Source organism: Holdemania massiliensis AP2, assembly GCF_000327285.1.
Lineage (GTDB): Bacteria > Bacillota_I > Bacilli_A > Erysipelotrichales > Erysipelotrichaceae > Holdemania > Holdemania massiliensis.
This window is the reverse complement of sequence record NZ_HE998567.1, coordinates 152,875-174,623: the sequence shown is the minus strand read 5'-3', so window position 1 is coordinate 174,623 and position 21,749 is coordinate 152,875. Positions and strand designations below refer to the sequence as shown.

The 21,749-nt window shown below is 44.4% G+C and carries 15 protein-coding genes; 3 read left to right on the top strand and 12 right to left on the bottom strand.

Annotated elements, in window-relative coordinates; all coding sequences use genetic code 11:
* Window positions 1–4 precede the first annotated feature (4 nt).
* From BN162_RS00805 to BN162_RS00770, 8 genes are all read right to left on the bottom strand, one after another.
* Window positions 5–718 carry a 16S rRNA (uracil(1498)-N(3))-methyltransferase gene (locus BN162_RS00805; RefSeq protein ID WP_020223146.1) on the bottom strand — a complete coding sequence of 238 codons (714 nt, stop codon included), beginning with the start codon at window positions 716–718 and terminating at the stop codon, window positions 5–7.
* Between the two features lie 363 nt (window positions 719–1,081).
* On the bottom strand, window positions 1,082–2,386 hold the full coding sequence (locus BN162_RS00800; protein WP_020223145.1) for a uracil-xanthine permease family protein: 1,305 nt from the start codon (window positions 2,384–2,386) through the stop codon (window positions 1,082–1,084).
* A gap of 303 nt (window positions 2,387–2,689) precedes the next feature.
* A complete protein-coding gene (locus tag BN162_RS00795; RefSeq protein ID WP_020223144.1) occupies window positions 2,690–5,272 on the bottom strand; it encodes a M56 family metallopeptidase in 2,583 nt (860 codons plus the stop codon).
* Window positions 5,269–5,649 carry a BlaI/MecI/CopY family transcriptional regulator gene (locus tag BN162_RS00790; protein WP_020223143.1) on the bottom strand — a complete coding sequence of 127 codons (381 nt, stop codon included), beginning with the start codon at window positions 5,647–5,649 and terminating at the stop codon, window positions 5,269–5,271. The genes BN162_RS00795 and BN162_RS00790 overlap by 4 nt, the downstream gene beginning before the upstream one ends.
* 169 nt (window positions 5,650–5,818) lie before the next feature.
* Window positions 5,819–6,361 (bottom strand): hypothetical protein, encoded by a 543-nt coding sequence (locus tag BN162_RS00785; protein ID WP_020223141.1) that lies wholly within the window; start codon window positions 6,359–6,361, stop codon window positions 5,819–5,821.
* 13 nt (window positions 6,362–6,374) lie between these two features.
* Window positions 6,375–6,815: a GNAT family N-acetyltransferase gene (locus BN162_RS00780; RefSeq protein WP_147612123.1), complete on the bottom strand. Its 441-nt coding sequence runs from the start codon at window positions 6,813–6,815 to the stop codon at window positions 6,375–6,377.
* A 219-nt stretch (window positions 6,816–7,034) separates the two neighbouring features.
* Entirely contained in the window at window positions 7,035–7,946 is a 912-nt protein-coding gene (locus tag BN162_RS00775; protein WP_020223139.1) for a GGDEF domain-containing protein, read from the bottom strand.
* A gap of 392 nt (window positions 7,947–8,338) precedes the next feature.
* Window positions 8,339–10,309, bottom strand: a complete 1,971-nt coding sequence (locus tag BN162_RS00770) for a PASTA domain-containing protein (RefSeq protein WP_020223138.1) — start codon at window positions 10,307–10,309, stop codon at window positions 8,339–8,341.
* Between the two features lie 155 nt (window positions 10,310–10,464).
* Between BN162_RS00770 and BN162_RS00765 the strand changes: the two genes are divergently transcribed.
* Both BN162_RS00765 and BN162_RS00760 read left to right on the top strand, forming a co-directional pair.
* On the top strand, window positions 10,465–12,621 hold the full coding sequence (locus BN162_RS00765) for a Tex family protein (RefSeq protein WP_390620484.1): 2,157 nt from the start codon (window positions 10,465–10,467) through the stop codon (window positions 12,619–12,621).
* 157 nt (window positions 12,622–12,778) lie between these two features.
* On the top strand, window positions 12,779–13,450 hold the full coding sequence (locus BN162_RS00760) for a TetR/AcrR family transcriptional regulator (protein WP_020223136.1): 672 nt from the start codon (window positions 12,779–12,781) through the stop codon (window positions 13,448–13,450).
* 30 nt (window positions 13,451–13,480) lie between these two features.
* Here the strand turns inward: BN162_RS00760 and BN162_RS18500 are convergent, their stop codons facing one another.
* From BN162_RS18500 to BN162_RS00740, 4 genes are all read right to left on the bottom strand, one after another.
* A complete protein-coding gene (locus tag BN162_RS18500) occupies window positions 13,481–13,867 on the bottom strand; it encodes a hypothetical protein (protein WP_147612122.1) in 387 nt (128 codons plus the stop codon).
* A 178-nt stretch (window positions 13,868–14,045) separates the two neighbouring features.
* The gene (locus tag BN162_RS17545) at window positions 14,046–17,243 is read right to left on the bottom strand and encodes a glucosaminidase domain-containing protein (protein WP_020223134.1); all 3,198 of its coding nucleotides are present in this window, start codon (window positions 17,241–17,243) and stop codon (window positions 14,046–14,048) included.
* Window positions 17,244–17,253: 10 nt separating this feature from the next.
* Window positions 17,254–18,252: a hypothetical protein gene (locus BN162_RS00745; protein ID WP_147612121.1), complete on the bottom strand. Its 999-nt coding sequence runs from the start codon at window positions 18,250–18,252 to the stop codon at window positions 17,254–17,256.
* Between the two features lie 75 nt (window positions 18,253–18,327).
* Window positions 18,328–19,686 (bottom strand): MATE family efflux transporter, encoded by a 1,359-nt coding sequence (locus BN162_RS00740; RefSeq protein ID WP_020223132.1) that lies wholly within the window; start codon window positions 19,684–19,686, stop codon window positions 18,328–18,330.
* 183 nt (window positions 19,687–19,869) lie between these two features.
* On the opposite strand from BN162_RS00740, the gene BN162_RS00735 reads away from it, so the two are divergent.
* Window positions 19,870–21,744, top strand: coding sequence for an FAD-binding protein (locus tag BN162_RS00735; protein ID WP_020223131.1), 1,875 nt, complete (start codon window positions 19,870–19,872; stop codon window positions 21,742–21,744).
* The last annotated feature ends 5 nt before the right edge of the window (window positions 21,745–21,749 follow it).

Below are 21,749 nucleotides of genomic sequence, written 5' to 3'. Positions count from 1 at the left end.
CGTTTTATGCCTCCATAACAGCCGCTGCCAAACATACCGCAGCAATGGCAGCCGTTTCCGCACGCAGAATCCGCTTGCCTAACGAGCAGCAGCGAAAGCCCTGCGCCTGCAGCTGCGCAATCTCAGCGGGGCTGAATCCGCCTTCCGGACCGATGACGATCGTTGTACTGCGTCCTTTTTCCAGCAGCGTGCTGAACAATCCGCCCTGCAGCGCTTCATCTTCATATGCCACGAAGTTTTGTTCGCTGAGATACTGATCCACCTCTCTCAGAGCAATCGGCAGGCAGACCTGCGGAATCTGCGTACGCTTGCATTGCTGACTGGCTTCCTGCACAATCTTCTGCCACCGCTGCTGCTTTTTATCGACCTTTTCCCCATCCAACTTTACCACGGTGCGGCTGGATTGAAATGGTACAATTCGGCTGACACCCAGCTCCGTACATTTCTGCAGCAGCCAATCCCAGCGTTCACCTTTGATCAAACCGGCCACCAAAGTCAATGAAACAGGAAGCTCGCGGTCTTCCTGGATTTGTTCTAAAATCAGAATGCGCCCGTCTGTGTTCAATTGACCGGAAAAAACCTGGCCTTGTCCATCGATCACCCGCAGGATTTCGCCTTCCTTCATCCGCACCACGCGCTGCAGATGATGACGCTGCTGCGCATCCGGTTCAACGAAGTTCTGGACTTCTGCTTTCTGTTGTATAAATATCTGCTGCATGTTATCACCGTGCTTTATTTTACCAGAAAACACACACAAAGGAAATGAAAAACCCGTTTGCGCGGTATAAAGTAAAAGAACAGGTAAGAACACAGCGGGAACCTATGATCATCTTAAGCACACTTTCCGTGCGTTCGCATAAAATCAGATACAAAAATAGCGGACAGAAAAAGCTATAGGTTCAGCGGTCTGACCGACTTCTTGGCCGCAGTTAAAACCAAAATAAAAGGAACAGTAAAATTATGCCGTTCACTGATCATAAGTTTACCGTTCCTCTTTTTTGCTGATTATGCTTCATCCCAGTTCGTGTAAGAACCTTTCTGATTCCATTTCCAGCACACTGTTTTTTAAATAAGAAGGACTTTAATTTTTGCTGTCTTCCGTCTGTTTTGAACGCGGCAGGATTAAGTTCAGGACAATCCCGACGCTGGCTGACAAGGCTGTACCGGACAGCGTGACCAGCTTGCCTAACGGCAGAACCGCACCGCCTAAGCCGATGACCAGCATCGCCGAGGCAATGATCAGATTACGCTGCTGGCCAAAATCAACCTGATTATCAATCAGAACCCGCAGACCATTGGAAGCAATGACACCGTAGAGAATAATCGACATACCACCCAATACTGCACTTGGAATAGTAGAGATAAACGCTGAAACAATCGGTACGCAGCTTAAGACAATCGCGATGCAGGCGGCACCGACGGTAACATAGACAGAGGAAACCTTAGTCATTCCGATCACTCCGGTGTTTTCACCATACGTTGTATTTGCCGGACCCCCTAACAGCGCGGAAATCGAAGTCGCAATGCCGTCGCCCATCAGCGTCTTATCCAGCCCCGGCTCCTTTAAAAAGTTGCGGCCGCAGATCTTGCCTAAGACTGTATGATCGCCGATATGCTCAGAAATCGTAACCAGCGCTACCGGCAGAATCGCGAAGGTTTCCGGTCCGAAATACAGATGATACTGCTTGAATCCTGGCACCGCAAACGGCAGGATGAACTCCGGCAGCGACAGAAACTGACGGGATTCGATGACTTCCATAACGGGTGTAAAATCCACAATGCCTAACGCTAAGGCAAATAAATAACCGCCCAGGATGCCGCACAGAAACGGAATGATTTTGAAGAAGCCTTTGGCTTTGGTGGAGATGAGCGCTGTAAGAATGAACGTGAAGACGGCGGTCAGCATCACTTTCCAGCTTCCCCCGGCAACAAAGCCAGCATTGCTGACGGCGTTGGCAGCTAAGCCCAGGCCGATAACCGCAATCATCGGACCGATGACGATCGGCGGAAGCAGCTTATCAATCCAATCCTTGCCGATAAAGCGAACGATGATGGATACAATGACATAGACCAGACCAATTAAAATCAAACCCGTCTGTGCCGCGCTGACATCTCCGCTCATCGCGGCAACGGCAATCTGAACAGCACTGATGTAAGCAAAAGAAGAACCTAAGTAAACCGGAACTTTAAAACGGGTGATGCAGCTGTAAATAATCGTACCGATTCCGGAAGCAAACAAAGCAACGGAAATCGGGAAGCCGGTTAATACCGGAACCAGGATGGTGGCGCCAAACATCGCAAAGACATGCTGGAAGCTCAGCAAAATCCATTGTGCCGGCTGCGGTTTTTCGTTGACGTCGAGGATCATTTCTACTCGCTGTGACATAAATACCCCTTTCCGGGCTTAATAAAAAGCCCTTTTGATTTTTGCAAAAGGACTTTCCCCTAAGTGTAGTTCAGCCTTGCGATCTCTCTGGATCCGCTTAAAAGCCCTATGCGGAATTTATTATAACACAAGTCAGATCGGATTTCATTAAATTCATCGGAAAAGCCCCAAACTCCATCAGGAATCGATTTCATTGATCTGTTCTTATGAATAACAGAACTCAAATCATAGCATGAAAGTCAATGCCGCAGCGGAATTCAACATCGATTAATCCGTTTATGAAACCCACGGATCGGACTGAAATTAGTAATTTTCAAGCAGATAATAGAATTCATCCCGGCCGTCTTGCTTGGCCTGAGCTTTGAATTTCGCAATATCACCGCTGTTTAATTCATAGACGATCATTTCAAAATACTGAATTCGCTGATCGTCATAGGCTTTTTGAGCCAGCGGCAGAACCTGATCATGGGACAAATCGTAAACGAGATTGGACATGATTTCTATGTTTTGATTATCATACGCCCGCACAGCATACTCGGCCTTCTGCTGACTTGACAGATCATCGCAGAGGTTCATGAAAACATCTGTTCGGTTATCATTAAAGGCTTGTTCTATGAGCGTCTTTAAATTCTCAGCACTGGCATAAGAGGACATGCGGTACAGAATCTCCATGCGATGATCTTGATATGCTCGTTTAAGCAGTTCATTGGCTGTTTCGGTTGAAATTTTCCAATTGATGCGATCAAATAAACCATTTTGTTTTTCTTCATAAGCCTGAATAGCCAGGGTATTCATTAATGCCTCAGGCAGATCTTCATCAAAGATAAACAGATAGTCCTGAATCCGCTGATCGTCAATGACGCGCTGTGCATATTTTTCGATGCTCTCCTTGGATAAATCATAGTATAATTCTCTGAAATAGTCGGGACGATTATCCGCATAGGCTCTTTCAGCCAAGCTCTGCAGCTGCTGTGAAGTCAGCCGGCGCACGATGATCTCAAAGAATTCCAGCTGACTGTCCGCATAAATTCGATCCGCCCATTCCCCCAGCTGCGCCGTTGTCAGATCATAAGCAGCTTCTTCAAAATAATCAAGACGGGCATCGGTATAGGCTTTCTCAGCCCAATCCGCCCGCTGCTGAACAGGCAGCGAATAGATCGCCATTTCATAATATTGAATCCGTTCATCCTCGTAGGCTTGCTGAGCCAGGGTCTGAATCTGATCCTGCGGCAGTTTTTGTATCAGCAGATCAAAAGCATCCTCAATTTGATTCTGATAGGCCTGTGTGCAAAATTCAATGACTTCTTCTTCCGATAAGGAATCGGCCAGAACGGCAAAGTAGTCCATTTCTTTAGAAGCGTAGAAAGTCCGCGCCATCTTCACAGCCGATTCAGCCTCCAGTTTTGCGGCAACTGCGCGGAACTGCGCCATTTTATTTTCTTTATGAAAACGCGCGGCCAGCTCCTCTGCCGATTCACTGTAAGGCCCTTCGATGGATGTCAGCAGCGGTGTATTGGAAGCTAAGGTACTGTTGCTGCGAACCAAACGGGCATGCTGCTCAGTCACAGCCTGCCGCACAGCTTCCATCTGTTCCTCATTTTCCATCACCGATTTCATGCTTTCATCAAAGGCCACGCTGACTAAGGAATCTTGATAAGCCCGATTTTTCTCGGTATTCTCTGCCCCGGCCCAGTTCAAGGTGACGATATAGCCTTGTGTATAAACGCTTCCGGAAAAATAGAAAGTTCTTTGATTGCTGGTTGATGTTGTCGTTGTTGCCGCCGGGGCAGCAGAGGGGGCAGGCGCCTTCCAGCTGATCGCTGATCCGCAGAAAATTCCGCTGGCAAACAGCACAGCGCCGGCTGCCATCGAAATAAGCGTTCGGGACGCCGTCGATTTTTTCTCATTCATAATCGCACTTAACCTTTCTTTCAATAAGCTCAGATTCTCATTTAACGTAATTGAAACGATCAGATCCCCATAGGTTCCCTTGTCCTTCAGGGAATGGATCAAGGTATCTCCATAACACCGTTTCTCCTGTGCTGAAAGCGGCTTTAGGACTTGTTCATCACAGGCCAGTTCACACAGGCTTTCCATATGCTTGCCGATCAGACGGACAAGCGGGTTAAACCAATGCAGGCAAACAGCCAGCTGAACAAGCCATTTAGTAAAGATATCCCCACGCTGATAATGCGTCAGTTCATGCCGCAGAATCATCCGCATTTCCTCTTCACCGCATTCTTCGCTCGTCAGAATAATCTGCGGATGGACAACCCCCGGCAGCATTGGCGAAACAGCTAATTTATTGATCGAGATGGGAATAGTCCGGCGGATACCTTTTTCCTGACGTACTTCGTCAAGAATCTGCAAAGTTTTGGGATTAGAAGCTGGAAAGCTGCCGGCGCGAATAAACCGCAGAAATCCCTGATAACTCGTCATTCGCCGCACCATTAAGACAACCGCGATGCTGAGCCACAACACCCAGGCAGCCTGAACTAAATCATCAAGCCAGGCAGGCGTCTGAAAATGCCAGGAAGTTTGGGTTGAAAGGGATTCTGACGTTGATGACAAGTCTGGCAGCGGCTCATTGTCAATCTGCGGGAATATAGTTTCAGCAGGCTCACGCCATTCCTCCCGATGAGTTTCCGGCTGAGCGACGAACGGCTGCGGCTGCCCTTTCCAGGTTTCAGCGGTAAACAGCGTTCCCATCAGACCGGAAACGGGAGAAACTGGAATTAACAGTCGCAGAATGATAACCAGCCATAATCCATACCGAAAGCGGAAACTGAGATGATTTTTTAATAGTTTTTCCAGGATCAAGACAATACCCGCCATGCATACTGCAGAGATGGAAACAGAAAGAAAACCGATCAGTACCGTATTCATTTCAATTTTCCCTTCCCTTCTTCCCAGAATTTCTCCAATTCTTCCACTTCTTTTTTATCCAGACACTGCTGCCCAAACAAAGAGGTCAGCAAAGTGCTGACATTACCTCCGAACACCTGATTCACAAACTGAACTGACTGGACTTTCAGATATTCTGCTTCACTGACCTGGGCGATGTATAAGGCTCCCCGGCCTTCTTTCTGACTGATCAGCATCCCCTTGTCAATCAATCTGGAAATAAAGGTTCTGACGGTTGTCCGCTTCCAGTCCTTTCCAGTTTGATCAATCTGATCCAGCAATTCGCTGATCGTGATCACCCCGCCATGATCCCAAATCAACTTCATAATTTCCTTTTCGGAATCTGACATCAATTCCATTTTCGTTCACCTCTTTTTATTACATTGTGTAGTCAATTATTATACTACACTTTGTAGTCATTTAAAGCAAGCACTTTCAGCATAATTTTAAGCATCTTTATCATTTTTTGTAAAAAGAGAACAGAAAAAGGATCCAAAGGCCTTCCTTGGATCCCACGCATTGTTTCATTTACTTCCAGCGTTCTTCATACCAATTCGGTGTTTTCAAACGTTGATAATCCCCGTTTTCAAACAGGTCATGATAAGGAAATGTCTGGGCTGAAATCAGAGCCTCCTTGACGATGGTATGGGTTTGAGGATCTAAAGCCTCCGTTAATCCAAAGTGATCCAGTATCGCGGCAACATTTTCATTTTCCAAATCATACTCAGGCACTGCAAAATTAAAATTATAGAATACGACTCCGCCTTGACCCGGGCTTGTATAATGAACCAAGAAGAAGTCTTTTGGATACTGCTGAATGTCAAAATAATCTCGAATGTTCATGGCTTCCAACCAGTTTTTTTCTTCATTCAGCTTCATGGATTCCAGCTGGCTCACATTCGTAATAATGAGCAGCCGCTGAACTTTCCCCGCTTTCACACTGAACTTGACTGAACGATCCGGCTCCGTGTACCAATGATAACTTACTGAAGAACAGCCAGTCAGGATTACACACAGAACAATCAGGAAGAATCCTAAGCTTAACTTTCGCTGCCGTTTTCTCTTCATCATGCCCTTACTCCTTCTATTTCCTTACGATATACCAGACATCATTTCCTGTAAATCCACATTTTCGATAAAATTTTTCTGGCGAATGTGCGCCATCCAGTTTCCCACTCACCGTTGCAAAGCGTGCTTGGTCTTTCAGATTGAGCAGCAGCTGGATCACAAGATCGCGGCCAATTCCCTGCCATCGAGCCTGAGGCAGCACTTGAATCCATTCCAGGCTGATCTCCTGGGTTTCCCTATCCAGCGCAGCAATGCCGCAGGCCAGCGGTAATCCAGTTTGCTTATCCTTTGCCAAAAGCCAGCCTTTAGGATCAAAACTAGCCTGCTTCTGCAGCTGCAACAGCTGCGCTTCGCTGACCTGCAGATCCGCGTAAGCTGCATTAATCATAGCGGCAAAATCGGCAGTCTGCCTCGGTGCGATCAGCAGCTCGGCCTTGGATTGGATACAGGACGGCATCCAGTCCAAGCGATGAAAAAGGCGAAAATAACGAACAGCCTGCCGCCTTTTATCGATATCTATTTTTCCGATTTCTTCCTCATGGATAACTTCAACACCTGCCGGCAACTCATAATCAAAGCATTTCCAAAAGGGTATTGCAGAAGTACGGCTGGATTTTGAAGGTATTCAGTCCTCGTCAGAATCGCTTGTTTTTCTTTCTTCAGCATCATAGCGCGGTCATTGCACAGGTTTATCCTTGAGAGGACAATTTCGGATCTCCGCCTGCATTTTATTTTCATACATCGCCTGATCTGCCAGTGTAAACCAAGTTTCCCAATCTTGAAATTTCAGATCATATTCAGCAAGACCAACACTGACTGAAATCTGATAATCCCTAGCCGCTTCCCCGAATGAAATCCGGGCTATTTCTGAACGAAAGTTCTGAATCACCTGTTGCGCCTGCGCTTCATTGATCCCCCGGAACAGAATCAGGAATTCATCGCCGCCAATTCGGCAAGCCCAGCCATTATGACTTTCAGCACATTCTTTCAACGCTTCTGACAAGGCCAGAATAACCCGATCCCCCACCAAATGACCATAGTTATCATTCACGGTCTTAAACTGGTCAATATCCAGCAAAGCTATCGTCAAGGGTCTTTCTTCTTTCCAGTCGGAAATTTCCCGTTTCAGCTCATGTTCCATAAAACGCTTATTGTAAAGTCCAGTATAGGAATCATGGGTAGATAATTCATTCATCTTATAAATAATTTCTGTCAGCATCACATTGTTCTTTTGATCATGATCCGCAAATAACAAATTATCCGTCACCTCCTTGATCAATTCCAGGGCGTAATGATCTCCTAACTCTTTTAACGGTACAGATTCGATCAAAAAGATCCGATGATCCTGAGTTGTTTCCATTTTTATAATCGACCGATTTTCATCCACAGCTAATCGGGACACACAATTTCGGCATGCGCAATTACGACTCCATACCTGATAACAATGTTCCCCGGTTGCCATCAGATGCGATTTTTTCCACTCATAAACCTCGTAAGAATCAACATCAACAATCCGATAGTATTCAAATAGAGGATATCTCTGCGTTTGCTTTTGGATAAACTGTTCCGCTTTTTCTAAATCAAACATAGCTTTACTTCCTTTCCGACATACTGGAATAAATACCAACTTATTTGTTTCCAGCTATCCTTGCACTCAACCAATTTATTCAAAGGAAATCCACGGTTTATGCGATTGACCCTGACTTATTCTTTATTTACAGCTGCACAGACTTTTTCCTGGAGCTGTAAATAGTTGTCTTTCCGTTATTATTATAACATTAATTCTATCGGAACATTAGTGGTTAGCTCTTATTTAACACTATAACCAAAAAAAAGGATGAGCGCTTAACACGCTTCATCCACATTTCTTTTCTTAGCTGGCAGAATGATTTCGAAAGCCATTATAATAATTCCTCAGTCTTTGATATTTCGAAGTAAATTTACTTTCTTTCATAAAGCAAATTTTTCAATTCTCAGAACTTAATCTGAAGGTCCTGAGGAAATGACAATCGTTATTTTATCATTTTTATCAATAAAACCTGCACCTGGATAGTCAATAAGTTCACCTCTGGTTACATCACTTGTTTCGATTGTTATATTAATATTTCCAGCTGGAAAGCCTTGACCTGTTAAATAATTCATAATGTTGTTCTTAGTTCCTTCAGGATCATTTGCAACAACCTTTGTCGTTAAGTCAACAATTTGGATTTTGCTCGAACCTAACGAAATCGTGTAATTAACAGCTGTTCCTTTCGTGAATTCACCAGTGTCATTACTAATGATCGTTCCTGCTGCATAGGTATCACTGTATTCTTCAGTTTTCGTGCCTAATTTCAATCCATTATTTGTAATAAAACTATTGAATTCATTAAATGATTTACCTTCAAAACTGCCAACATTCACAGGTTTCGGTGCCGGCCCCTTCGAAACAAAGCAGCTTACTTTCTTCTCAGAACTAGAAGCCGAACAGTCATAGGTAATCCCAGAAGCAACTGTTTCGTTATAATCGCTTCCTTGTTCAACAAAACTCCATCCTGCACCGGAGTTATTAGCATTTTCAATAATTTTCCGAGCATCAGCTACAGTTTTGTTATTAAAATCGCTGGCTGCTGGATTATATAATCCAAGTGAAACCTTATACCAAACAGACGAGCCTGCAGCCTTGCTTCCAGTCTCATTTTCAACAATTAATCCTGCGGCTTTATCTGAGTATACGGTAGAACGTGTTCCTAAATTTAAACCTAGACTACTAATATACTTCTTAAAATCATCTTCACTAGAACCTGCTTTATTCTCTACAGTTACTGATTTTCCTTTGGAAATCTGAAAGTTTACTGTCGTTCCCGGAGATAAATACGTTCCAGAATCATAGCCCTGAGAAACAATTGTTCCGACGGCTTCCGTACTTTCTACTTCGCTGTAAGTAAACGTCAGATTGGCTTCCGAATTGTTTACCTTCTTCTTGAAGTTCTCGGCATCTTCCTTTTTCTTGCCAATGAAGGATTCCAATTTAATCTTTCCTAACGAAACTTTGACTTTGACTGTGCTTCCCTGTTTAACATCCCCTTTTTCAGGTGTATTGGAGATAACATAGCCATATTCAATTGAACCGCTGTATGCCTCACTGAATTCTCCGACCAAACCGTTATCATTCAGCCATTTCTTTGCTTCATCCTTGCTCATCTTCGCCAGAGATTTCATCGTCACCGTTTTTCCCAAGGATAAGGTTACTGTAATCTTATCGCCGGTTTTAATTGTTTCTCCAGCTTTTGGATCCTGCGAAATCACTTTGTCTTTAGCGATCTTATCACTAGCTTCTTCTTTCCAGTTGATGGTCACCTTGTTAGCTTTCGCCCAGTTTGTAATCTTCGCCTTTGTATAATCACTGAAGTCCGGAACAATAATCTGTTCGCCTGTTCCATCCTCGCCTTGGGATATCGTAAAGATCAGCATTGTGCTGCGCTTAACAACGGTATCCGTTACATTCACTTTAATGAATTTGCCTTTCTCGATCTTTTCGTCAACAGCATATTCATAAGTTACATCCAATAGTTTGTTCGTTTCCACAAACTTTTCGATTTCTTCTTCCGTCATGTCCTTAAAATCCGGCAGCGTAACTTCGACATCTGGATCCGGACCTTTGGAGAATACAACCGTCAGAACGCTGTCTTTGTTCAGCTTCTGTTCTGAGGCAATACTCTGCGAAATCAGTTTATCCTTATCTACAGTGTCACTGAATTCGTAATCGATTACCAGCTGACTGTCTGCCAGCTTTTTCTCAGTTGCCCATTGTTTGATTTCTTCAACAGTCTTCCCCGAGAAATCTTCCACCTGAATCGCTTTGCCAGGCAGCGTCAACAAAACGACAACGGCTGCAATTGTTGCAATGGCTAATACGCCGACAGCACTGAGCAGCGCGATCGTCTTTTTATTCGTAAAATCTATATTCATATTGCCCTCCTGTACGCTAACAAGTATAACATAATTTTAAACCCTAAAGAACGGCCTTTGTAGACTTTCTTTGGAAGTTACTGGCTTGAATTCTTACAAATTTTTGAAGTCATGAAAAGATTTTCGTGTTATGATAAAAATCATCACGAGGAGGAATGAATATGGAAACTGAACAACTGATTCAGCCAGTGGCGGCTTCATTGAACATTGAGCCATCCCAGGTACGAAATACATTAAAGTTATTAGAAGAAGGCAATACAGTTCCTTTTATCGCGCGTTACCGCAAAGAAATGACAAAAGGACTGGACGAAGAACAGATTTTATTTATTCAGCAGCAGGTCCAGTATCTAAGTAATTTAGAAAAACGCAAAGAAGACGTGCTGCGGATCATTGAGACCCAAGGCAAGCTGACCGAAGATTTACGGAAGCAGGTTCTGGCCTGCACCAAGCTTTCGCAGGTAGACGATATTTACCGTCCTTATCAACAAAAGCGCAAAACCCGCGCCACCGATGCGGCGGCCAAAGGGCTCACGCCGCTGGCGGATTGGATTGCTTCCTGTCCACGTTCGGGTGATCCAGCAGTTCAGGCCGAAAAGTATGTTAACGATCAGGTTCCCACAATCGAAGAAGCATTGCAGGGAGCTAAAGATATTCTGGCAGAACGGATCAGCGATGAAGCAAAACTGCGCTGGAAAATAAAAGAACAGATTGAACGCTATGGGTTTATCCTCTGCAAGGAAAAGAAAAAACATGAGGATGAAAAACAAGTTTACAAAATGTACTATGACTACAAAGAAAAAATCAGTACGCTAGCTAATCACCGCGTCATGGCTATCGACCGAGCCGAAAAGGAAAAGGTCATCACGGTGACGCTGGACTACAACCAGACCTTTCTGATCAACTATGCCATCCGCGGCGTCACGCATGAGCGCATGACCGTCTGCCAGAAGCTGATTGAAGAAGCTGCCGAGGATGGCTTAAAGCGACTGGCGTTTCCCAGCGTTGAACGGGAAGTCCGAAGTGAACTCAGTGAAAAAGCCCAGGCTCAGTCCATAGAAATTTTCTCAATGAATGTTGAGCGGCTGCTTCTTCAGCCGCCGCTGGAAGGCAAGATGATACTGGGTGTCGATCCAGCATTTCGAACCGGCTGTAAGCTGGCGGTTATTGATTCAACCGGCAAAATGCTAAAAATCGATGTTTTCTATCCACATCCGCCGGTGAACAAAAAAGCCGAGGCCAAGGCTAAGCTGTTATCCATCCTGAAGGATTATCCGATTGAAGTCATCGCGATTGGCAACGGCACTGCCAGCCGGGAAACGGAAAGCTTTATCGCTGATGTTATCCAGAAAGAAAATCTGAGTGTCGATTACACGCTCGTTTCCGAAGCCGGCGCCTCTGTCTATTCCGCCAGTGAATTAGCCCGAAAAGAATTTCCGGATCTGCACGTCGAACAGCGTTCCGCGGTTTCAATTGCCCGGCGGATTCTGGATCCGCTTTCTGAATTGATTAAAATTGATCCGAAAAGTATCGGCGTCGGACAGTATCAGCATGATTTACCGACCAAAGCTCTGAACGAACGGCTGGATTTTGCCATTTTAAAAAGTGTTAACCGCGTCGGCGTCGATGTGAATACTGCATCCAGTGAACTTCTGTGTCATGTTTCTGGTCTGACAAAGGCTTCCGCCAATGCAATTGTCGCCTACCGCAATGAACACGGACGTTTCTATAACCGCCGTCAGCTGTTGGAGGTTCCAAAATTGGGCGTTAAATCCTTTCAGCAGGCTGCTGGATTCTTACGCATTCATGATGGCGAAGAGCCGCTTGATCAAACACCGATCCATCCGGAAAGCTATCAAGCCGCGCATCGTTTATGTCAACTGTTAAGCATCCAGCAGTTAGGCAGCGATGAGTGCCGGGAAAAACTTAACCAGCTCAATCTTGAAGAAACGGCTGAACAGCTGAACACAGATGTTTATACGCTGCAGGATATGATCGAAGCAATTTCCCAGCCGCTGCGCGATTACCGTGAGCAGTTTGATGGTCCGATGCTGCGGCACGATGTGCTCACCTTGGAAGATCTGCATTCAGGCGATGAGCTGGAAGGTGTTGTCCGCAACGTAGTCGATTTCGGTGCCTTCGTGGATATCGGTTTGCATGAGGACGGCTTAGTTCACATTTCTAAAATGGTGCAGGGACGGATTTCCCATCCGAGTGAAGTGGTATCGATCGGCGATATTCTCAAAGTCTGGGTCTATGGGATTGATGCTGAACGCCACCGGGTTCAGCTGACTATGATTGATCCTCATCGTTAATTTCATCACACTGTCTTCATCGAGTGGTTTAGAAGCTCGGAAGACAGTTTTTTTCAGCAAAGAAGTTTAATCCTATATTCATTTTTTTCTGCTTGACACACTGTCTGATTTCAGATAATATACAAACAGACCAACCGTCGGTTTATAAGGAGGAGTTATGGCACGAAATAAACATCCGGAACAAACATTAGAGAAAATTGTAGAAACGGCCGCCCAACTATTTGTTGAAAAAGGCTATGAACAAACCAGTATTCAGGATATTCTGGATGTTTCCGGGCTTTCCAAAGGCGGCCTTTATCATCATTTCAAATCCAAAGAACAGATTTTTGGAGCCGTGATGGAAAAACGTATTCTGTACGTCAACAATCTCTTCCATGAATTAATTCGTGATACACAAGGTGAAAATGCCAGAGAAAAACTAAAGAAAATACTTTATAGGCTGGCTATTGACACCAAAACTCATTCACTGGACCAAGCTGTTGCTTCTCACGTTGAGCCTTATCTTATAGTCGGAGGGATGCAGGGATGTGTGCTGCACGATGCACCGATTATTGCAGAATTAATCCAAAAAGGCAATGAAGACGGTTCACTGCAGGTTGATCAGCCTGAACTTTGCGCAGAAATTTTCTCATTTCTGCTTAATTACTGGACAAATCCTGTCATATTCAGCCGAAAGCCGGCAGAAACTAAAGCTCGGCTTGACTATCTTCAAACCATGATGAAAAAACTAGGTTTGGATATTTTAGACGACGCGTTGATTGCGGTATTGTTAAAAACAATGCATGCAAACAGCTGTCTGGATCAATCACAACAGAAAAGACCATCTTAAGTAAAAAAGGCTGGATCAACAGCCTGTTTCTTAGCCAAAATAAAAACCGACGGTCGGTTTTATATGCTTGCATTTCAAGTTTCTAACCAATTTGACAGCCGCATTATTTTCAATAATCCATGGAGGTAAAACTATGAACCAGGAGAAAAACAGTTCAGTCATCAAGAAAAATTCAAAAATCCCATCAGATTTAACCCGTTCTGTCCTCGATCGGACATGGAAAGCTACAGCCAGAACCACAGCGTTCACACAATCACTGATCGAAAAATCGAAGACCCTGCGTACCCCTTCTCCAGCAGTTGACAGAATCGGAACGAAGATCGGTAGCATCGCCAGTGTCGGGTTGCTTTTCGTGGGATCAGTCCAATTTCTGATTAACAAACCGTTATGGGGATTGGGAACCGTTTCTTTTGGCATGATTTCCTTACTCTCTAACCGATATCACGCTCATAAAATAAAAGTACTAAAATAATGTAATGTTACTGACATCAGAGATGAAATATTTTATTTCGCAATTATTTCAGTCTCCCTTTCCATTCCAAGCAAGAAAAAATGCAGATTCAGATTGCTCTGTTTCTGCATTTTTTTCGTAGAATCATCCGTTTGGAGTTTCACTGGCTTCTACAGTAGGTTTAGGAACATTCGTTTCCTCAGGAGAATCAGTTGGATTTCCCGCTTCTTCATTATCATTTAGGTTCTCTGATTCAAGCGAGATGGGTTCAACATACCAGCCTTTTAATTCAAATTCAATTTTGTATTTATTTTTAGTATTCCGAGTTGCCTTAAACTTTTTCTCACTGTCAACTGACGGCAGTTTAATAGAAGCCCTTGACTTCAAATCAAGCAAATCAACATATGAATCTGTTTCAACCATTAGCTTTAATTCAAAATTTCCATCTTCTAACTCTGACATAGGAACTGCAAACTCATACCAAATATGACTATAATCATAATTTCCACCTTTTTCTTCAGTCATATCCCAGCTGTAATCTCCTTCAGTCAGTGCCGTAAGTCCATCAACTTGATAAGAATGAATTTTGCCTGTTTCTTTGTGAATCAAGTACAAAGTATATTTTGGATGTTGTTCAGCTGAAAAATCACCATTCCAAATGAATCCTGCGCCTTTGATAATCAAATTTTCATCATTTTCAGAGAAAGCAATTTTACTCAGATACTGATATGATTCACGTATTCGCGGTAATGGCTGTTTTCCTTCAGGAAGTTCAATTTTATAATTACGAATCGCTAATTCAAAACGATTTGAGAATTCATACTGTCTTTTTAACTCACCAAATTTACCATTACTGAGCGTAAGTACACCACTATCTTTCATATTGCTTAAGCCATATAGTTTTCTAGTAAATTCCTTACCATCAGAGATCGTTTTAATCGTGAAACTGTAATCTCCGTCAGGAAGATCAGAAATATCTACATCGCCTTTGTAATAACCGTAACTGTAATCAAAACCAAGCTGGGTGTGATTATAGCCTAGATTCAAGTTTGGATCGCCTTCATCTCCAACATAACTGGTTAGATCAAATGTCTTAATCACCTCATCACTGTCAACACGTGATACTAACAACTGATGTGAAATCTGTTCAGGTGAACCTTGATGTCTGCCTTCTACAAAGGCTATTCCTTTAATTGACAACTTTCCTTCTTCACTTAACGTAAATCTCTGTACTAAAGTATTAAAATATTCTTGAATTACATGAGCTTTCTTTGTTACCGTGACTCCGCCGTTTTGATTTTCAAAAACATAGTCAAACAATAATTCTGAGCCTGTTTCCGGCAAAGTTATATCAGACAAAGGCTTAGTTTCATCATAAGTATCATGAATCGTTCGAATGTATAATTTATAAGTTCCAACATCGGTTAATAATAAATCAAGTGGTATCTCACTTTCTGCAAAACCTGCCGCCTTATAATTCTGATCCGTATACTCTGCCTGTGTAAGATTATACATTTGTTTGTTTCCGTCAGCATCTTCAATCACCAACTGATGGGTAAGCTGTTCTACATTTTGGACATACAATCCTGGCTGGTAAGCATAGCCCTTTATCGTAAGTTTGCTTCCATTTAAACTTAATTCGGTGATTTTCTGTACAAAATCCCCTACTGGTTTATTACCCTCTGCCTCAATAATCCCTAGAGGAGTAATTTGATCATTACGCAAATATCCGACACTGTTATTCCAATCATAGTTTTCAAAACCTTTGCCATGTAAGACTAAAGAACCATCAGCACGAACTCCATTTGGTGTCGGAAAGCCTATCCACCCCTGATTATTCGACTGTATAATAATAGAATAGTCTTTCATATAGTTACTTTGACTAAATGATGCGTTAAATAGCGTAGATGAATTTGCATCAGAGTAACGCTTAACACTAGCATTTACTTGATTAATTAATCCAAGGTCATATGTTCCATAATCAATTAAATCGCCATTATATCCTGCAGCGAACTTGTCAATTGAATAAGCAAGTGCTGCAACTTTTAAACCCCAGTATGGATCAGAAGCATACTTAACGTTAAATCCTGCCCCTTTATTACCAAAATGATATCCAAAAAAGCGCCAATTCTGAACATCCATATAACCCCGTAAATTTATCCCCATTTGTTCCTTTATGCATTTTTCAATGGAATCAAAATATTCAGCTTTATCTGGATCACTATCAACAGCATTCCAGCCAAATAAATTATTATATTCTTTGGCATATTTACTGGTTCCCCAGGCGGATTCTAATAACCCTAAACAATAAACTAAAAGAGCATTCACTCCATAGGATTCCTGATTGGATGTAAAAATACTACCCGTACCATACATTTTAGAGCTGTCCGCACTGTATCGCTGAGCAAGAAAAGCATCCAAAGTTTGACCTGAGATATTGGTTTGACTGCGTAATGGAAGCATTTCATAATAATTATAATATGCAGCATGTTGACCATTATTCATTACTTTATTCTGAAAATAGGGATCAGAATATAAATGATGCATATCGTTAGTATAATATTTTGATCCAACTGTCATCCAGTCCTCTGCAGGACCAATTGTCTGAGAATAATCCTGCGGAACTCTGGAACTATTTGCCCAATACGACCAGACATGATAAACCAAATCTTTATAATTTCCATTTTGGACAACTTCATAATAGCTTTGTTTTGGATTCACCCAAAACGGAGATTCCCACGGAGTTCCGTCATTATTTCCTCCAAGCTGAATACTTAAGCCACGGGTAACGAACTTCATAGGAATTAAGTCAACTTGATCCAAATTAATAAATCCATCGAAACCTGTCAAATTCACCCCTATTTTACCAGTTCCATTACTTGGATTATAGCTTGCGGTTTGTTGATAAATCATCTCTCGATGACTTGTCACATAAGTTTCTTCTCCTGACGATTCATATTGTGTAATTGTCACTGTTGAATCGGCTACTCTTTTAACTACATCACCTGTTTGAGTTACATTTGATCCTCTGCGATAAGAATAGCTGGCAACTAATCCTGAAACCATAGCAATAATTTTCGTTGGAGATTTACTTGCTGGATGACGAACAACAGCATCAATACCATAATTAAACATCGTATTCAATGCAGAACCTAAATCATTATGACAACTGATCTCTGAAAATGTACCATTATCATTGACCCATGAAACCTCATAATTTCCACATGCCATTGGATATGTTCCTTCCGCAATTACTTTCGTAACTGGTTTATCGGAGGAATAATTCTGGATAAGTGTCAGTGCTACAAAAACTGACAAAAGAAATTTAAGCGCCTTTTTCATATTCTTCCTCCTACAAATTTACCTTTACATCAATCCAATTTTCTTGCCCTTTGATTTTAAGCTTCAATGTACCCCTATAGGATATCGCTTCTTTATCAGGGTTATAAGTAACAATAAATAAAACACCGTTATCTTTTTCCTGAATGGATTTACCTATAATGTTTTCATACTTTTCAGATTCATAGTCTGCCTCTAACGCATCAAATTCATTTCCGTTATCGAGCACATAACGAGCAGATTCTATTTCCAGTTTATCTCCCCAAAGACTAACAGCTTCTACTTTGAAGACATAAACAGCTGCCGTAGATGGAATACCACCATACATAATTTCTCCATTCACTCGTCGATATACTTCCTCAGATGCAATCTGAAAAGCAACATTTACCTGCATCTGATAAGTCTTGCCGTCGGTGATCACATCTTCCGCGACATAACCCAGCATCTCGCGCGTCCCGCTGGCTTCTTTCAGATTTAATTTGAGCGGATCATTGCTGCCAAAATCAATGTTGACGGCAGCACTCTGCGCCGTCTTGTCCCGGATCGGCACAAAGATATTGGCAACATAACTGTCTTCCTTGGAAACCAATTCGAACCAGACATTCTGCTTGCCGATATAGAGTCCGTTTTTATCCAGCTGATCTAAGTAACTGTCAATTTCATTCAGCTTGATGCCTTCATCGGTCGTGAAATGCTCCAATGAAATATTGATTGGTTCCTGGGCTTTAACCCGGATTTTGGCGATCGCAAACTGAAAGTCCAGTTCGTCAAAGCGATAAACGGTCGCATTCACCAGATCAACTTCAACGGCATCCAAACCTTGTGTTTCCTGCGGCTTTTCCTGTCCGCCCTGTTCAGCCAGCACCGGCTTTTCCGTTTCTTTGGGCAGCTGCGATTCCGAGCGATCTTTTACAATCATTCCGAAATAGATCGCTGCGGCGGCAAAGAGTATCAAAACGATAGCCAAGCCGCCGGCCAGCAGCATCGTCGTTTTATTCTTCATTTTTCTCATAAGTAACATTACCCCAGTCTAATGGTATTCTACCATAAACCGGGGCGCGTTAAAACCTGTTTTTCCTTACCAATATTAACCTTTCATCAATTCAGCAAATAAATGCCGGCATAACAAGATCACAGTCAGGATCGTCAGGTAGTCTGCAGCCGGCTGGGCCATAAAAATTCCCAGCTGACCCAAAATTGTCGGCAAAATCCAAATAATCGGGATGTAGAACAATCCCTGCCGGGCTATCGACAGGAAGAAGGCTGAACGTTTCTCGCCCAGCGCCTGCAGCAGAACCGCCGCTATATTATACGCTCCCACCACCGGCATGGAGACAGCATAACCATACAGCATCATCCGTCCCATTTCAATGACCGCGCCGTCCCGCGAAAAAATCTGGACGATCTGCGGCGCCAGCGCGATATACAGAACGGCCGCAAAACAGCCGTACACCGTCACCCAAAGCAAAGCACTCTTTAAAGCCTGACGCAGCCTTGAACGATTTCCGGCTCCATAATTATACGCCGCGAACGGCTGGAACCCCTGCGCAAAACCGATGATCGCAAACATGACTAAATTCAGGCACTTCTTGGCAATTCCAATGCCGGCCAAAAAATCCGTACCATACACACTGGCCTGCATCGCCAGGCAGCTGTAGGTGACGCTGGGCAGCGCCTGCCGGGCAAATACCGCTACACCCAGACTGACTATTTCCTGCACCGCCGTTTTATCCAGCATCCACACCCGCGGATTCCAGCGCACAGCCTCAGCTTTAAACATTAACCGCCACAGCAGCATCGCTAACGAAATGCACTGCGCAGCCGCCGTCGCCCACGCTGCCCCGGCAATCCCCAGATTCAGACCCCAGTCAAACATGAAAATCGGATCAAGAATCAAATTTGCAGCAACGCCGGTAAAAATTGCCGCCATCGGGAAATTTACATCCCCTTCGGCCCGCAACAGATGGACAATCGTCAGTTTGACAATCTGGGAGAACGCGAAGACCAGAAGGATCGTCACATACTGTGCCGCATACATCGTCACATCGCCTTCCGCTCCGAACATCCCCAATAACGGCCCCAGAAAAACGATGAACAGAATCGGCAGAACGATTGAAATCAAAACCACCAGCGTCATCGTTGTCTGTACAATCCGGCTGACCTGTTCATGATGTCCCGCGCCTAACTGCCGTGAGATATAGCTGCCGGCACTGACGCCTACCGATTCACCAAAAGCATGCGTCAGCATCATGACCGGCATCGCTACGGTAGTCGCTGCGATCATCGCAGTGTTGTGCAGCTGCCCGATGAAAAACGTATCGGCAATATTATAGATGGTTGTGACCATGGAGGCCAGAATGGAAGGAACCGCCAGACGGATCAGCGCTTGCTTAACCGGCATGGAATCGAGAATTAATGATCTGTCGGCATTTTTATTCATCGTCATAATATCATCACCGAATTAATTATCATGCAATCATCAACGAATGTCAAATTTTGTCGTCTCTTTCGTCAACATTTCTCACTTACTAATTTACTATCGTAAACTAATGTGATAAGATGTTCACAGATATTTTATTTTACCAAGGTAAATATTTTATCTAAATAAACTTTTAGGAAAGGAGAACTTATGAGTTACAAAAAAGGAATCTCACGTCGTGATTTTATCAAAGGTGCTGCTGCCAGTGCCTTTGGTGTTGCGGCTGCAGGGCTTTTGGCCGGATGCAGCAGCGAATCCACGACTCCCTCTGCCACACCTGATGCTCCAACCGCTTCTGCCCCAGCCGGACGAATCACCGGTTATTCTGGACCCGGCGACTGGTTAGGCGAAGCTCCGGTCATTACCGATTACGCTGAAGAAATCAATGTCGATGTCGTGGTGGTCGGCGGCGGACATGCCGGCGTACAGGCTGCCTTGGCCGCTGCGGAGTCCGGAATGAAAGTCGCTGTGCTGGAACGGATGGAAGAAGATATGTTCACCTGGTATGGCGAAGATATTGGAGCGTTCAACTCCAAGCTCCAGCAGGAAATTGGTTTTGGCACCTATGATCTGGGCGAAGTCGTCAATGAATTTGTCACCCGCTCCGGCGGACGCTGCTTCCCGGCCATTGTCAAATCGTATGTTCACAATTCAGGACCGACGCTGGATCATATGCTGGAGGTCGCTAAAGAAATGGGTGTCGATCCAAAAGCCTACACCTATGATAATACGCCGGATGGTTGGCTGATCATGCAGGCCAATATGGATTATGCCAAAATTCAGGCAGGACAGGATCTGTACGATTGCCTGCGGTATGACTACCCGATGACTCCGGGCACCAAGACATGGGCGGCGACCGCGCAGTTTATGGGACAGTACAATGACCAGCCAATTCAGGGCGTTGCGGCCAACTCCGTTCTGCCGCTGATCAATCAGGCCTGCATCGACAAAGCTGTACAGCTGGGAGCGCAGTGGTACTATGGTACCGAAGCCGTGGTGCTGCTGCAAAATGAAAGTAAAGAGATCATTGGGCTGGCCGGCAAAGCCAGCGATGGCCGCTACATCAAGTACAACACCACCAAAGGTGTCATTCTGTGCGGCGGAGATTACGCAGGCAATGCCGACATGTGCTGGGCGCTGCTCAACGAATATATGGAACGCTTTGAACGGGCGGGCGGCGAACAGCCGGACTTCTTCTCCTTCATGGGCGGTCGCAAGGGCGAAGCCGTCAAAATGGGCTGCTGGGCCGGCGGAATGATTGAACCGGCGCCGCGCGGAAGTATGCTTTTAGGCGGCGGACCGAGCGGACCTTGGGGCTGCAATGCGATGCTGTGGCTTAACAGCGAAGGTGAACGTTTCACCAATGAGGGCAATCTCTCCGCTGCGCAGACGGCCTGTGCCCGTCAGCCGGAAGGGACGCTGTGTTTGGTCACCGACAAGAAGTGGCTCAAATCCGTTTGTGCTTCCGGCCTGGAACATGGCGGGCCGAATGCCGGACGGCCGCAGTATTATATTGATCTGATCAACGATATGGATGCTTTAATCAGCGGACCGGAAGGTGGCACTGTTCGCGGCTGCACCGTTGCGGAACGGATGGAATCCACGGTCATCAAAGCTGATTCTTTGGAAGAACTGGCGGAGTATCTGGGTTACAGCGGTGAAGCAAAAGAAGCCTTCCTGGCTTCGATTGAAGCTTACAACCGGCTGTGCTATGCCGGAAAAGACACCGATTTTGGTAAAGATGCTTCCTGCATGATTCCAGTGGATGAAGCCCCATTCTACGCTGTCAAGAGCGCAAAGAATGACAAACCGACGCCGATGATGGTGACGATGTCCGGATTGGTTACTGATAAACGACAGAATGTGCTGGACATGAGCGGAAAGAAGATCAAAGGTCTTTACGCGGCCGGCAACTGCCTGGGCGGACGCTATGGATTAGGCTATTCTACGCCTTGCGCAGGCAATTCCATCGGCATGGCGGTAACGCATGGCCGGCTGGCAGGTCAGTTCATCAGCGAAGAATAATGACT